This is a genomic window from Brachyspira alvinipulli ATCC 51933 (assembly GCF_000518245.1).
Classification (GTDB): domain Bacteria; phylum Spirochaetota; class Brachyspiria; order Brachyspirales; family Brachyspiraceae; genus Brachyspira; species Brachyspira alvinipulli.
Genome location: NZ_JADF01000018.1, coordinates 41,444 through 56,712, shown reverse-complemented (window position 1 = coordinate 56,712; position 15,269 = coordinate 41,444). Strand labels below are relative to the sequence as shown.

The window sequence follows — 15,269 nt, the reverse complement described above, 5'->3', positions numbered from 1 at the left end:
ATTAGATTTTTAATTTAATTAGAATATATATTAATTATTTTTAATATTACATCTATCATTTTCTCTAAAGACTGAATAGGAATGTACTCAAATCTGCTGTGAAAATTTTCTCCTCCAGCTGATAAATTCGGACAAGGCAATCCTCTAAAAGATAATCTAGCCCCATCCGTACCTCCTCTAATAGGTTTAATCTTATCTTTTATACCGCATTCATTAAAAGCCTTTTTAGCATTATCTATTAAATGCATATGAGGAAGTATTTTCTCTTTCATATTAAAGTAACTATCTTTTATATCACAAATAAATGTATTGTCACCATATTTCTTATTTAAAAAACTGCAAATATCTTTTATGAATTCTTTTTTATTATTGAACTTCTCTAAATCATGATCTCTTATAATATATTGAAGCTCTGATTTTTCTTCAGTACCTTCTATATGTGATAAATGATAAAAACCTTCATACTTTTCTGTATATTGAGGTTTTTGTTCTGCTGGAAGCATAGTGTTAAATTCCATTGCAAATAAAATAGCATTCCTCATTTTATTTTTAGAATATCCAGGGTGAACATTAAAACCATTAACTGTTATTTTACAAGAAGCAGCATTAAAATTCTCATACTCTATTTCTCCAATCTCTCCGCCGTCTATAGTATAAGCAAAATCTACATTAAACTTTTCAATATCAAAATATTCAATACCCTCTCCTATTTCCTCATCTGGAGTAAAAGCTATTTTTATTTCTCCATGCTCTATACTTTTATCATTCATTAAAATTTCAGCCATAGTCATAATTTCTGCAATACCAGCTTTGTCATCAGCACCTAAAAGTGTTGTTCCATCTGTTACTATTAAATCATTGCCTATATATTTATTTAAATTATCAAATTCCCTGCTGCTTAAAATAATATTTTTTTCTTTATTTAAAACAATGTCTTTACCGTCATAATTTTTGATAATATTAGTCTTTATATTTTCTCCAGGTGCCTCTTCATTAGTATCTAAATGAGCAATGAATCCTAATTTAGGCTTATCCTCTTTTCCTTTGGATGCAGGTATAGAAGCATATACAAAAGATTTATCATCAACATAAGCATTATCAATACCCATTATTTTTAATTCATTGACTAAATATTCAGCAAATACCCTTTGTCCTTCTGTACTTGGTGTTTGATTCTCATTTTTGCTGTTTGAAGCAGTATTAAAAGATGTGTACTTTATAAATCTCTCATAAGCTTTCATATAAAAATCCTTAAAAACAATGTCTATATGTTAACAAAATTATTTAATAATTCAATAATGATTTTTGAATTTATATAATCTAACATTTTATTTTTCTACAACTATCTCCTTAATATTTATTCTTTATCTTTGAATATTGAATGATATATTAATTCATCATAATATTTACTAAAATTATTATATATACTAGAAATAGCTACTTATTTATATCTATATTTACCATTCAACACTATTAAATATAAATTGCATTTGTATTTTAATATAGTTAAGTTTATGAAAAATATTTTATTACATAATTAAAGATGCGAAAAACTAATATTATAAAGCTGTAAATTTTAACTTCCAATTATAGGCATTGAATTTATATATTCTTTACTTTCTATTTGCTCTATCATAAAATATGCTATATCATCTCTTGAAATAGAAAATTTTATTTTTACATCTCCAAAGCTCACCTTAATTTTTCCTGTAAAGTTTGAATTAGTAGGAGCTATAAATCTTACCAAAGTCCACTCTAATGATGAAAGTCTTATCAATTCTCCTATAGCAATCATTTCTTTTTTGGACTGTTTCAATGCTATTCCCGCAATAATACTAGGAACAACTGTAATAAACGACTTTTTATCTTTATGAAATGTTACACTTGGAGTTGCCCAATCAATTAACCTCTTAACACCACAAGAATTCATAGCCTTCAATAAAATTTTATGCCCTTCTAAAGATTCCATAACAGGATATTTATTTTTCATCTTAACGCCCACACACCATACAACAGCATCATTACCTCTTACTGCTTTTTCCACAGCATCATAATCAGATATTTCCCCCTCTATTATATGAAGTTTATCATTTTGAATATTTATTTTATTTGAATTACGTACATAAGCAGTAACATCGTATCCTTTTAATAAGGCATATTTTAAAGCCAATTTTCCTATAGCACCAGATGCCCCAAATATAATAACTTTCATTTTATTACCTCAATAATCAAATAATTCGCGTTATTATAATATAGCAAAATAAAAAAATCAATATTATTTTATGAAGATTTGTTTAAGAGATATAGATATTATTTTTTATTAAAAACAGCAGATATTTTATAATTTAAATTCTTGCAAATAAATAAAAAGTAACACCAATAAAACAATATAATATATAACAAAAAGCTAGTATAGTATTTAATATTAAAACAAATATAAAAATGAAAAAACCAAATAGTATTATAGCTATTGAAATGATATTAAAGCATAATAATTTCCGAATTCAAAAAATAACGGCCGCCTACCAAAAGAGCAAGCAGCCGTTTTTATTTATATTCTAATTATTAGCTTTAACTAATTATAGAACAGGACTTTCATGCATAGCTTTTAAGCGAGTCCATCTTCTGTCAACTTCTTTTTGGAATGCATCAAGTATATCTTGATGTTTAAGAAGGTGTTTAGTTTTACCCATCATTTTCAACCATTCAGTTACAGGTTGTTTTTTATCATCAGCTATCATATTAGTGATAGTAGTTACACCATGTTCAATTTCATATAATGGGAAGAAGCAGCAATCAACAGCAGCTTTGATAATATCTTTACCCATATCATCTGGAGTTTTCCAGTTTAATGGACAAGTGATAAGAAGCTTAACAAAAGCAGTACCATGATGATTAGCATACCATTGAGCTTTAGCAGCCTTTTTAACTAAATCTAAAGGATAAGCCTCACAACCAGTAGCTACATAAGGTACATGACATCCAGCAAAGATTTGAGCAACATCTTTGTGGTTGAACTGCTTACCAACTTCAGCTTTACCAACGTTAGAAGTAGAAGTTCTATGTCCTAATGGAGTAGAGAATGATAATTGGTTACCAGTGTTCATGTATCCTTCATTATCATATTCTAATATAATCATTTTGTGATTTCTGATAGCAGCACCGATAGAAGGTCCCATACCTATATCATGTCCACCGTCACCAGTAACCATTATGAAAGTAGGATCTTCTGGTCCTTGTATTTCACCTCTGCGTTTTCTTTCATGATACATTTCTACAATACCAGAAAGTGTAGCAGCACCATTTTGGAACAAGTTGTGAACATAAGTAGTTCTATAAGAACTGAAAGGATAACCTGTAGTAACAACCATAGAACAACCAGTATGTACTAAAAGAACAACCTCTCCTTCTATACCTTTCATGAAAGTATTGATACCAGAGAAGATACCACAACCGTTACAAGCACCATGACCTTGAGCATAACGATAAGCTTTACCTGTTAACTCTCTAAGAGGTGGAACTTTAACTTCAAGTTTATGAGTTTGTTCATTCATAGTAACAGTAATACCTGATTTTTGGCTCTCTAAAGTAAGAGGCTCATGTATAGGTTTCATTGTTACATTAGGATCACCCATATATTGTTCTAAATAAGAATGTTTTTCAACAGAACCAGCAGAAGCTAATTCTTTTAAGCCTAATTCAAATAATTCTTTAGCTTTTTCAAGAGTAAATTCAGTACCGCCAAGACCATAAACTCTACTTATAACAGCAGATTTGTTGTTAGGATCATTTTTAAGAGCAGCTCTGATTTCAGTAGACATATTACCACCCATACCAGAGTAAGTATCCTGTCTGTCACCTACTACAACTACTTTAACATTAGCAAGTAATTTTTGTAATTCTTTTTCTGGGAAAGGACGAATCTGAGTAATAGCAAATGCACCTATTTTAAGATTAGGATTAGCTTTTCTCATTTCATCAACAGCCAAAGTACCAGTTTCATAAGAAGAACCGCAAAGCATTAAAGCAACTTCAGCATCTTCCATTTTATGAGTTTCTATTGGATGATATTGTCTTCCAGAAAGAGAAGCAAACTCTTCAAATACTTCAGTAATAATAGAACGAGCATCTTCTAAAGCCTGAGAAAGCTGTAATTTACTTCCTGTTAATTCATCTTCATTCATGTAAGGTCCAATTGTAACAGGATTTTTTCCTGGTTCAACAGAAGTAACTTCAGGAGTATATTTACCTAAGAAGTCTTGAACATCCTTATCATTTTTGAATAAGTGAATTTTTTTCTTTTGGTGAGAAGTGAAGAATCCGTCAGAAGAAACTATGATAGGAAGTTTAGCTCTTTCAGCGATCTTCAAAGCAAAGATATTGAAGTCATAAACCATCTGAGTTGTATGAGCCATAATGATAATCCAACCAGTGTTAAGAGCCATCATTATATCAGATTGGTCACATTTAATATCTAATGGACCAGAAACAGTTCTGTTTACAACGTTTAATACCATAGGGAATCTTGTTCCAGCTTGAACTGGTAACTGTTCCATAGCAAAAAGAAGACCGTTAGCAGAAGTAGCATTGAATACTCTACCGCCGGCAGTAGTAGCACCATAACAGATACCAGCAGCACCATGCTCACCATCACCAGGGATCATGCAAACAGTGTGTCTTCCATTAGCTTTCATTTCATCCAAATACTCAGCAATTTGAGTAGAAGGAGTGATTGGGTAATAACCCATAACGTGATAATTGATTTGAGCGGCTGCAATGGCTGCTAATTCATTACCACTTTCAAGTATGTTTTCTTGTTCAGCAAGATTATATTTATTAGCCATTTATACGCTCCTTTTATTTTTTGTAACGACTATATGTGAGTTTACTAACATCACAATTTGCTTCTACTTCTATTCTTAAAGCCTGCTGATCTTTTTCAAATTTGCCTGAATAAGGTCCTTTAGGACAAGCTCTAACACATTTTAAGCAGCCTTTACAATACTGATAATCGATACCCATCATGTTCATAGCTGTTTTATTAGGATCTTTTCTGTCTGGTCCTTTTTCCCAAACAATACAAAGGTCTGGACAAACAACTTCACAGTTAGCACAATCAATACAATTAGCAGGATTGAATACTGGAATATTACCAGTACGTGTAACTTGTAAATCTTTTAATGTAGAGTTACCAGCTGCATTAATATAACCGCCTGTTAATTGGTTATTTTTACCATAAACAGGTTCTGGTTTTTTGTAAGGTATATAAGGATATTTGCCATCATCTTTAAACTCTTTAACAACAGAGTCACTTCCGCCTCTTCTGAAAGCTTCAATATTAGGTTCTACTAATTCAGCTTTTCTTCCGCCGAATTGTTTTCTAATTTGCTCTTCAAATTTAGCAGAGTCTATGAAATCAAGCTGATTAACCATAGCACCCATTATAATAGTATTAGCTGCCTGTGAAGGAAGTTTTAAATCATTAGCAATTTTAATAGCATCAACACAAACTACTTTACCACCATGAAGTTTAGCAAAGTCTCTTGCTTCATCAGGAGTTTTATTAGTGTTAAAAATAACTATAGCATCTTCTTTAACACCCATTAATGTCATAGGGTTTTTAAGAAGATTCATATGGAACACAGCCACAACATGAGGCTCTTCTACAGTAGAGTTAACTCTTACTTCTTCTTCAGAAAATCTTACAAAAGACTTAACTGGAGAACCTTTTTTTTCTGAACCATAACTAGAGAATGCAGCACCATAAAAACCTTGTGATAAAACACCTACTTCTGCAAGCATTTTACCAGCACTATTAGCACCCATTCCGCCTATACTTTCGAGACGTATCTCGAAAAAGCCTAAATCATTGACTTTTGGGAGTTTCACGATTTTTTCTCCTTTATTTAATTAAAATGAGATTTTGGGAATAACATTAAAGTATAGAATGCTAATAAACATAATATACTATCAATGTTGCTATATTGTACTACAAAAAATATAAAAGTCAAATTAATTTATCATTATTTTAATAATATATTAAAGTATATTTTAATAAAAAAATTATACTTTAGATATATAAATTACTATATTAATTTACATATCTAAAAAATATTTATAAATAATTTGACATGTGATACTTATATTATAATCATTAAATTAACTTATCAATAAGTTATTATACACAAAATAATTACAGTAAATATTATTACAATATTTATTTTTTGTATTTATATATACTATTATTAAAAATGTTATAGATAACCATATAATAGATTTTTTGAAGCAATAAAATTATATGTAAATAATACTACAAATAAATGGTATAACTTATTACATCTGATGAAACAATTTGTTCATAAAATGATATTGTAATAAATACAAAACCAACATTCTTTAAAATAGAATAATATAAAATTGACATTAATTATATTTATAATATAATTTTGCTTTCAATAAATAGAAAAGAACATTAATCTTTATTAGATAAAGATTGATATTCTTTTTTATTTTAACAAAAGTTAGGATTATATTATGAAAAATATATTTTTTTTAATGTTCTTTGCAATATCTATGCAATGCATATTGAATGCGCAATCTAAATATACAAATGCCATAATGCCTCAGCTTCCTAATGCATTTGATATGTTTATAGGAAGAGAAGGAAACAATGAACTTCCGCAATATATAAAACCAGATTATTTTAGAGATGATTATAAAAGAACTTTACCTAATTTAGATAACACCAATTTAGGATTTTTTCAAAAGTACCCATTAGAATTTCATTTAACTACAACATTTTCATATGCAGCACATACTAATACATTTAATTTAAGAGATACATTTGCAACTTTAGGTCAAACATTTCATAATGATTATATACAGTTTACAGGCTTCATAACAGCATTTGGTTATTTCGATACTCATAATCCAGATATAAAATATCCATATATAAAAGGAAATGCAGGGCTTTATGACGGAGGAGTACAGGCCGTATTCGTTGATAGAATATTAGTATCAGCAAGAGGAAGAGCAACATTCGACATAAATACAACTACTTTCATGCTTATGCCGCATTATTATGACACTACATTAAACCCTGCAAATATTGATACTCCTGATTATTATATACCTCAGGTATTAAATGGTCCTGGTATAAGAGTAGGATTTATAGGAAATCATTATGAAATTGCTTATTCTCAAGGAGATTTCAGACATAGTATTCCTAAGGCATTTTTATTCAGATTTAATATTCCTAATATGGAATTTAGAGTTTTATATGAACATGAAAATAGAATGGGGCCTCAGAATTATCATATAGATTTATTTGAGTCTTTAGTTCAGGCTTCTGCTACATTTAGATTTCCTTTGATGAATGAAACCATTTGGCTTAATGCTATAGCAGAATATACTTGGAGAGAAGGCGATGCACATTATGTACGTTTGGAACAGGGATTTGAATGGTATATGCTTAATATTGCTTTGAGAGAGATGGTTCATATAAAAGATAAACAGGCTAAGGCTTATTTAGAGTATGCTATATTCGGAAAATTCAAAGCGGGGCCTGCAGAATTTAATGTGGGTTTCCAAGGAGCAACAGACGGAAGATATTATATAGCAGGATATGTTAAACTATAACATCAATAATAAATTTATATTGTGTTATTTTAGTTTGATTATATAATAAATAAAAACCTAATAAATATAATTTTGGAGGTTAAGCAAATTATGAAAAAAAATATTTTTTACATTATATTAGTATTATCTATAACTTCAGCTTATCTATTTGCAGGTTCTATTGCATTAAGTGAATTACCTCGTAATGCTGTTGCTTTTGCAGAAAAATATTTCCCTGATAATTATCTTTTCAGAGCTATGGAAATGGGAGGTTCATATACTTTAATATTTAAAGGCGGTTTAAAAATATTTGTAGACAGCAAAGGAGAATGGAATACCATAAGCGGTTCCGGAAGTGCAATTTCTATAGATTATTTAGATAGCAAAATAAAAAATACTGTAAAGAAAGAATTTGATGATAAAAAAATTGTTTATGTTCAAAAGAGGAAAAAAGACTATAAATTTGAATTAATGAACGGAAAAAAGTTCTATGTAGATTTTGAAGGAAATGTAACTAAAAGATAATTATTATAGAATAAATAAAACTCATTATAATTGCTGCAAAAATGCAGTAAGCATAATGAGTTTTTTTATTTAATTAAAATTATTCTTTTTACAAAAATTAGTCGCAGCCTCCATATTCAAATGTGATAATTTAATAAGGCCGTCTTTTATTATTGCTTTCATATTATCATTAGCAAGTTTATAAGCTGTATCAAAATCTTTTTCAGCTTCTTCTACCAATTTTTTATATTCTTCATCACTAACCTTACCATTTCTAATAAAAGCCATTTTGGATTTGGATATTCCTCTATTGCAATAACTTTCAGAATAATTAGGATTGATATCTATTGCCTTATCATAAAACTCAATAGCTTCATCATATATTCCTAAATGATTAATAGCCACAGCTTTATTATAATAAGCATCCGCAAAATTAGGCTCTAACTCTATAACCTTTTCAAAATCAGATATTGCTGTTTTATAATCCTCCATAGACATTTCTACAAGACCCCTGTTATAATATGCTCTGGAATATTTAGGATTAATTTTTATAATTTCATCAAAGTCTTCAATAGAACCTTTATAATCTTTAACATTAAATCTGGCATTAGCTCTATTAAAATATGCCTCTACAAATTCTCTGTTTAGATGTATAGCATTTGTATAATCGTCTATAGCCTCATTGAAATTTCCTAATCGCTCTTTAACATTCCCTCTATTATTATAAGCATCAGCAAAACGTAAATTATACTCTATTGCTTTATCATAATCTCTTATAGCATCCTTATATTCACCTATAGCATTTTTTGATAAAGCCATATTATAATATGCATCTGCAAAATGTGGATAAACTTCAATAGCTTTTTTATAATCTTCTATAGAACCTTTATAATCACCTATACTTGCCTTTGTATTTGCCCTTACATAATAAACTTCTTCCAAATTATAATTAAGCTCTATTGCTTTATCAAAATCTTTAATGGCTTCTTCTGCATTACCTGCACTTCTATTTAATATACCTCTGTTATAATAGGCAGCTGCAAACTTGTCATTAATATTAATAGCCCAAGTATAATCTTCAATAGCACCTTTATGATCATCCAAATTGGCTTTGGCAGTAGCTCTATTATAATAAGCCTCAGAAATATTAGAATCAAGTTTAATTACTTCTGTAAAATATTCTATAGCTAATTTATAATCCTTTAAATTGAAAGCACTGTATGCTTCCTTAAAAAAACTATTAATGTCTTTATCACTCATAAAAAAACCTAAATATCAAAATATATTAATAATACCGTATTTTATCATTATTATTTTAAAGTATCAATCAATAATTGAAAAACTTTTTCGTCTATCTTCATAGCTTTCTGCATTTCTTCAACAGAAATATCAGCATTATTCATAATATTACTTACCTTAGTACCATACATATAAGCAATAATTTCAGACAAACGATCTATTTCTAAAGGACTTAAATTTGTAAAAGCATATCTTAAATTAGGTACAATTTCTATAAACTTATCCTCATCCAATTTTTTTACAGTATTATCTATACTGTCTATAATAACATTATTTATAAATAGTATATCTCTAGCAACTAAGAATATACCAGCTAAAAAATAAGCTAAAACATCAACAGAAGATGACTCTAAAAAATTAGAAATTATGATGGAAAACTCTTCTATAGTAAATCTTCCTGATTTATATTTAACCGCTAAGCAAACAGCATATATATGTGAGCTTCCAAAAGTATTGTTAAGCATAGAATCTATTTTATCATTAAATATATCAGCATCGCACCAGTTTGGATGTTCTAGAGTAAATGAATATAAATTCTTTATATAATGAGAATTTTTTAATGCCTCTTCTTCTTGTAAATTTTTCATAGAATCCATATTAACTACAGAAAGTACAAATACCTGTTTTGCTATATTTTCTATTAACGGAAGTATATCATAATTACCAAATAAAGATTCCCTATCTTTCGATAAATTATCATTAATAATTTCCATATTCGCTAAATATGATAAATTATTTAAACAGCTGCAAAGACTTATAAAATTACTGTCATTAAATATTATTTTTTCTATTGCTGAATAATTATTTATTAAAAATCCGTAAAGCCCCATAACATTAGCTTCTATCATAAGTTTAGAAACTTCTCTAGCATCTAAATTAGAATTAAGTTTTTCTATTATAATATTTGATGCTAATTCCTCTATTGTTACTCCGTATACTGATTTATCTATTAATAATGCTTCAACTGATGTTTTATATTCATATTTCCAAGTCTCACGTGCTAAGTTTTTATTAACTTTATTAACGTAATCAGGCCCTCTTATGAATTTACAAAAATCAACATTCAAAAAATGCATCTGATGAAAGAATTTACTTTTTTCAAAATGATCTTTATTTTTTAGAATTTCAAGTATAGCCTCTGATTCCTCCGATTTATCAATTTTTATTTTATACTTTTTGCATAGATTTCTAAAATCAATTACAACAGGCGGAATAATACTTTTAGAAGATACCTGCCCATTAGAAATACCCGAAAGAAGTTTTAACATCAAATCAATATTGCTTGTATTTGCTAATGATATCTCACCTTTTACAAAAGCACTTTTAGCTGCATCTATAAGTTCATAAACACCAGCAGATTCTTTTCCTCTTAATTTGGCAAGATTAACAGCCATATAATAAGCATTTATACAGTCAGGAATTGTAACATTATGATTATGTCTGTCTATTCCTGCAGCCTTTATAATAAATGACTGCACTACATTCAAAAATGCCTCATTCAAATTATCTTTAGAGTTTTCTAATTGTTTATACACAAAATCATAAAATGCTGGAAACTCTATACCTGCCCTGTATCCTCTTCGGCTGTCTGCTTCTTCAAATGAATAAGGTATTAAATAATTAGCTGAATTTGAAACTATATGCTTTTTTAATGATTTACATTCTTTATCTATAGTTTTACAATCTTTTAACTTATCTATTATGCCTTTTGTGTGAAAACTTCCTGTAATTACTAAAACTTTATTATATTTCTCTAATGCCTCATAAATATTTTTAGCCATTACATATTCTCTGTTTCGAGTCTCTAAATCCTCATCTTCTATCAAACGCATATAATAACCAAGAGCATAGACACTTCTAATAAAATCAATACTGCTCTTTAATATTCCGTTTATTTCAAAATCTCTCTCCCAAAGTTCCGCAAAACTTCTAAGTCCTGCCTTTTTGGTAAGTTCAACTGTATAGGTATTAACATTAAATTTATTATCATCATCATCGTATACAGATATTAATTTCTTCCTTTTTATATCCTGATTATTTTTTGCATCTTCCAAGTCTTCATTATCATTTTCTTCATTATTATTTTTATCCTCTGTTTCAAGATATGCATTTTCTATCATTGATGCATAAGGCATATCAATAAAAGCACAGTGAATATTTCTATTATAAGCATCTTTTATAGCAGCAAACTCAGGGGAATAATCTAAAAAAGGATAATAGCATCTGTATTTTTCATTATCATTATCAATATAACTTGAATAAATACAGAAAGGGGCTTTAGTATCATCTTCAACCATATATTTCATTAGATTATTACAATCACTTGGACCTTCTATAAGAATTGCGTCAGGTTTAAAATCTTCAATTATATTCTTCAAATGATAAGAGCATGCAGGAGAATGGTGCCTTATAGGAAAAAACATTATATTTTCTTCTATAACTTGTGAAAAATCTAATTCAAAATTATTATTATCTTTATTATTTTTTTTCATATCTTTTATATAAACTCTTTTACTGACAAAAAAAACATATATAATTTTTATAATTGTACAATACAAAATATTATAATGCAAATAATACAATGAGTACATTTAAATAAAAAAGACAGCAAACAATATTTAGGGTTTACCTTTCTTTATTTTTACCAAATTATATATTTTATTTCAATTTCTTGGCTTATTTTTCAAAAATGCTTGTTTAACTAAAGGGGGCGGGTGGGATACATAAAATATATAATTATGTGTGCATAATTATACCGAATAATTTTTAATCTTTTATTTAATGTACTTGAAATATAAAATATATGTAATATAATATATTGCTTTTGATTAAATTCGATATGGAAATTAAATTATGAATGATAGTGATAAAAAAATAGAAGTATTTGAGAATTATCCTGTATATAAGGCATTAATAACATTAGCACTTCCAACTATTTTTGGTATGATGGTAAATGTATTTTATAATATGGTTGACACTTTTTTTGTTGGTAAAACTAATGATCCCAATCAAGTTGCGGCAGTTTCATTAACTATGCCAATATATTTACTGCTTATGGCTTTTGGTGCTATATATGGCATAGGAGGAGCTTCATATATTTCAAGAAGTTTAGGAGCTAAAAATTATGATAAGGCTAAGCAAACTTCTTCATTTGCATTTTTTGCAAGCGTAGCTACAGGATTAGTATGTATGACTGTATTTTTAATATTTATGAAGCAGATACTTAAATTATCCGGAGCTAGTATTAATACATACCAATTTGCCAAGGATTATTTAATGATAGTTGCTTTCGGAGCTATTTTTGTTATTTGCCAAATGTCTATGGGACAGATAGTACGTTCAGAAGGATCTTCAAAAGAGGCTATGATAGGAATGATATTGGGTACAGTTATCAATATAATATTAGATCCTATAATGATACTTTATATGAAGATGGGGGTTGCAGGTGCTGCTTGGGCTACAATAATAGGAAATGCATGCTCTACATTTTACTATATTTGGCATATAGCAAAAAAAAGCACATTTCTATCTGTAAAATTAAAAGATTTTTCTATGCATGATGATATATTAAAAAATGTTTTTGCTATAGGACTTCCAGTATTTATAAATAATGTGCTTATAAGCTGTGCAAATATATTAATAAATAACTTTGCTTCAGGATACAATGATAATGTAGTAGCTGGGCTTGGAGTATCTCAAAGAATATTTATGCTTGTTATTTTAGTATTTATAGGACTTGCTCAGGGTATACAGCCTTTCATCGGTTATAATTTTGCAGCTAAAAATTATAAAAGAATGAATGCGGCAATAAAGCTTTCATGCTTAGTAAGTTTTATATTAGGTTCAATATTTTTATCCTCTGCATTTTTATTTGCAAGTCATTCTATAAGAATATTTATAGATAATGACGAAGTTGTAGAATACGGAGTTAAGTTTTTAATGGCTAGTTATTCTGTTGCTCCTATAATAGGTTTTCAATTTGTATTCATGTCTACATTTCAGGCATTAGGAAAAGCTTTGCCTTCTTTAGTACTTTCATTAAGCAGACAGGGTATAGCATTTGTTCCGGCTATAGTGATAGGTACTAAATTTTTCGGTATTAATGGTATAATATGGGCACAGCCTATAGCGGATATAGTATCGATAATATTAGCCGGTATAATGTACATATATATTTATAAAACCATGAAAAAGAAACATGCTTTAGAGAATAATCAAGCAGCTTCTGTATAAATAATTAAAAATGATAATTAATAATACAATTATTTAATTATAGCTTTTGGGAGTGTTTTTTACAATTAAATTAAAAATAGAATTAATATTATTAAGTTATATTTAAAGCAATATATTTTAATGGCGGGGTATGTAATTTAAGTACAAAAACTTATTTACATACCCTGCTTTTATAATTTTAATTAATCATTTTTGTTTTAAATTTCTTTGATGTTTAAATAGATATTTCTGCCCCCGTCCTAGTGTTTTTTAGATTGTTAACTATTATTCATGTATGTTTAACTAATTTTATTATATGTTAATTAAAAATGTTCATAATAAATATCATTTTTACTACCATATCTATTTTATTTATTTGCATTATATTAAAAATATAATATAATATTAAAGATGAAAACTTACAATTTTATTAATTTGGACTTAATTCTCAAGTCAAGTCAAGTCAAGTCAAGTCAAGTCAAGTCAAGTCAAGTCAAGTCAAGTCAAGTCAAGTCTAATTCTCAAAAAGACTTTTTACATTCACCTATTTTCTTTAATAGGGATTACACATTTTGCATTTTTTATAACTAGGTGAAAAATATGGATTTAAAAACTATAGATAGAATATCATGGTGGATACCTTTTAAACAGCTTAGAAATGATGTTAGAGAATATCTTACCCAAATTTCAAATCTTTATCCAATAGAAGATTATTGGTTTATATCAGAGATGAATAAGTATTTAAAAAATAATAAGGATAGTAATCTTTTAGATAGATATAAAAAATTAATGTATGGTTTAGATTCTGAAAGTGCAGATGTAGTTAATAAAATAGTTTCTAATTTTTCTATGTTAGAGGATAATATATATTTTTTACCAGATGAAGCAAAAGATATATTATCTTTGCAAAAGAAACATAAAAGTAAAATAATAAAAATTAATGATGAGTGCTATATATATGATAATAAATATATTTTAGATAGATGTTTTTTTGAATTTGCAAACTTTTATGATAAAATAGGACTTAATGATATCAATAACATTGATTATATAAAAAATAAGGCAATAATTGATGCGGGAGGTTTCATAGGGGATACAGCTTTAATACTTTCTGATTATACAGAAGATAAAGTTTATTCATTTGAACCTTTTTTAGCAAATTTTGAATCTATGAAGAAAAATATAAAGTTAAATAATAAAAATAATATCATACCTGTTTACATGGCTTTGGGTGATGAAAACAAAGAGATTTCTATATCTGATAATGATGTTGTTAGCTCTGGTAATAATTTAAAATGGTTTTCTAATACAGATGAAAAAAAAGTAGGGATGGTAACTTTGGATAGTTTTGTAGAAAAAAATAATATTAAAGTTGGGTTAATAAAAACTGATTTAGAAGGATTTGAGCAACCATTTTTAAGAGGTTCTATCAATACAATAAAAACTCAAAAACCTACTTTAATAATAAGTATATATCATAATTATGAAGATTTTTTTGATATAAAACCTATGATAGAAGATTTAAATTTAGGATATAAATTTAAAATAATAAAATCTAATGATTTTAATCTTATATTAGAAACAAAATTAATAGCAGAAATTTATTAGTTATGATTTAAATAATTATTTTTTAAATG

The 15,269-nt window shown here is 27.8% G+C and carries 10 protein-coding genes; 4 read left to right on the top strand and 6 right to left on the bottom strand.

Annotated features, from left to right (window positions below):
* Nucleotides 1–14: 14 nt before the first annotated feature.
* From pepT to T324_RS0101720, 4 genes are all read right to left on the bottom strand, one after another.
* A complete protein-coding gene (gene pepT / locus T324_RS0101735) occupies nt 15–1,241 on the bottom strand; it encodes a peptidase T (RefSeq protein WP_028328706.1) in 1,227 nt (408 codons plus the stop codon).
* A gap of 335 nt (nt 1,242–1,576) precedes the next feature.
* Nucleotides 1,577–2,212: an NAD(P)-dependent oxidoreductase gene (locus T324_RS0101730; protein ID WP_028328705.1), complete on the bottom strand. Its 636-nt coding sequence runs from the start codon at nt 2,210–2,212 to the stop codon at nt 1,577–1,579.
* A 367-nt stretch (nt 2,213–2,579) separates the two neighbouring features.
* Nucleotides 2,580–4,844, bottom strand: a complete 2,265-nt coding sequence (locus tag T324_RS0101725) for a thiamine pyrophosphate-dependent enzyme (protein ID WP_028328704.1) — start codon at nt 4,842–4,844, stop codon at nt 2,580–2,582.
* Nucleotides 4,845–4,857: 13 nt separating this feature from the next.
* The gene (locus T324_RS0101720) at nt 4,858–5,889 is read right to left on the bottom strand and encodes a 2-oxoacid:acceptor oxidoreductase family protein (RefSeq protein ID WP_028328703.1); all 1,032 of its coding nucleotides are present in this window, start codon (nt 5,887–5,889) and stop codon (nt 4,858–4,860) included.
* Nucleotides 5,890–6,534: 645 nt separating this feature from the next.
* On the opposite strand from T324_RS0101720, the gene T324_RS0101715 reads away from it, so the two are divergent.
* A complete protein-coding gene (locus tag T324_RS0101715; protein ID WP_028328702.1) occupies nt 6,535–7,638 on the top strand; it encodes a hypothetical protein in 1,104 nt (367 codons plus the stop codon).
* A 90-nt stretch (nt 7,639–7,728) separates the two neighbouring features.
* On the top strand, nt 7,729–8,142 hold the full coding sequence (locus tag T324_RS0101710) for a PepSY-like domain-containing protein (RefSeq protein WP_028328701.1): 414 nt from the start codon (nt 7,729–7,731) through the stop codon (nt 8,140–8,142).
* A gap of 69 nt (nt 8,143–8,211) precedes the next feature.
* Here T324_RS0101710 and T324_RS0101705 read toward each other — a convergent pair whose 3' ends face one another.
* Together T324_RS0101705 and T324_RS0101700 are read right to left on the bottom strand one after the other, a co-directional pair.
* Nucleotides 8,212–9,381, bottom strand: coding sequence for a tetratricopeptide repeat protein (locus T324_RS0101705; protein WP_028328700.1), 1,170 nt, complete (start codon nt 9,379–9,381; stop codon nt 8,212–8,214).
* A gap of 50 nt (nt 9,382–9,431) precedes the next feature.
* A complete protein-coding gene (locus tag T324_RS0101700; RefSeq protein ID WP_028328699.1) occupies nt 9,432–11,912 on the bottom strand; it encodes a DUF5682 family protein in 2,481 nt (826 codons plus the stop codon).
* 361 nt (nt 11,913–12,273) lie between these two features.
* On the opposite strand from T324_RS0101700, the gene T324_RS0101695 reads away from it, so the two are divergent.
* A complete protein-coding gene (locus tag T324_RS0101695) occupies nt 12,274–13,653 on the top strand; it encodes an MATE family efflux transporter (RefSeq protein WP_028328698.1) in 1,380 nt (459 codons plus the stop codon).
* A 579-nt stretch (nt 13,654–14,232) separates the two neighbouring features.
* Nucleotides 14,233–15,240, top strand: a complete 1,008-nt coding sequence (locus T324_RS17625; RefSeq protein ID WP_051436763.1) for an FkbM family methyltransferase — start codon at nt 14,233–14,235, stop codon at nt 15,238–15,240.
* Nucleotides 15,241–15,269 lie beyond the last annotated feature (29 nt).